This is a genomic window from Edwardsiella ictaluri ATCC 33202, assembly GCF_000264785.1.
In the GTDB taxonomy this organism is placed as follows: domain Bacteria; phylum Pseudomonadota; class Gammaproteobacteria; order Enterobacterales; family Enterobacteriaceae; genus Edwardsiella; species Edwardsiella ictaluri.
Window position 1 is genome coordinate 1 of sequence record NZ_AFJI01000020.1, and the last position, 1296, is coordinate 1296.

Below are 1296 nucleotides of genomic sequence, written 5' to 3' on the forward strand. Positions count from 1 at the left end.
TTCGCTGCCGCAGCTTCGGTGCATGGTTTAGCCCCGTTACATCTTCCGCGCAGGCCGACTCGACCAGTGAGCTATTACGCTTTCTTTAAATGATGGCTGCTTCTAAGCCAACATCCTGGCTGTCTGTGCCTTCCCACATCGTTTCCCACTTAACCATGACTTTGGGACCTTAGCTGGCGGTCTGGGTTGTTTCCCTCTTCACGACGGACGTTAGCACCCGCCGTGTGTCTCCCGTGATAACATTCTTCGGTATTCGTAGTTTGCATCGGGTTGGTAAGTCGGGATGACCCCCTAGCCGAAACAGTGCTCTACCCCCGAAGATGAGTTCACGAGGCGCTACCTAAATAGCTTTCGGGGAGAACCAGCTATCTCCCGGTTTGATTGGCCTTTCACCCCCAGCCACAAGTCATCCGCTAATTTTTCAACATTAGTCGGTTCGGTCCTCCAGTTAGTGTTACCCAACCTTCAACCTGCCCATGGCTAGATCACCGGGTTTCGGGTCTATACCTTGCAACTAGACGCCCAGTTAAGACTCGGTTTCCCTACGGCTCCCCTATTCGGTTAACCTTGCTACAAAATATAAGTCGCTGACCCATTATACAAAAGGTACGCAGTCACACCCAAAAGGATGCTCCCACTGCTTGTACGTACACGGTTTCAGGTTCTATTTCACTCCCCTCGCCGGGGTTCTTTTCGCCTTTCCCTCACGGTACTGGTTCACTATCGGTCAGTCAGGAGTATTTAGCCTTGGAGGATGGTCCCCCCATATTCAGACAGGATAACACGTGTCCCGCCCTACTCATCGAACTCACAGCTGTGCACCTTCGTGTACGGGGCTATCACCCTGTATCGCGCGACTTTCCAGACGCTTCCACTAATGCACAAACTGATTCAGGTTCTGGGCTCTTCCCCGTTCGCTCGCCGCTACTGGGGGAATCTCGGTTGATTTCTTTTCCTCAGGGTACTTAGATGTTTCAGTTCCCCTGGTTCGCCTCGTTAAGCTATGGATTCACTTAACGATAGTGCAACGGATTGCACTGGGTTTCCCCATTCGGACATCGCCGGCTAATAATGCTTCATATCAGCTCACCGACGCTTATCGCAGATTAGCACGTCCTTCATCGCCTCTGACTGCCTAGGCATCCACCGTGTACGCTTAGTCACTTAACCTCACAACCCGAAGGTGTTTCACTTCGTGCTGTAAGCATTTGAGAGACTCTCGGATCACTTTATTAAAAGCAATCCGAGTGTTTTCGAATTTTCAGCTTGTTCCAGATTGTTAAAGAGCAAAATATT

Annotated in this window: 1 rRNA gene; it reads right to left on the reverse strand. The window is 50.7% G+C overall.

Annotated elements, in window-relative coordinates:
* A 23S ribosomal RNA gene (locus tag EIEH_RS02180) occupies positions 1-1170 on the reverse strand; the annotation flags it as partial.
* Between the last annotated feature and the right edge of the window lie 126 nt (positions 1171-1296).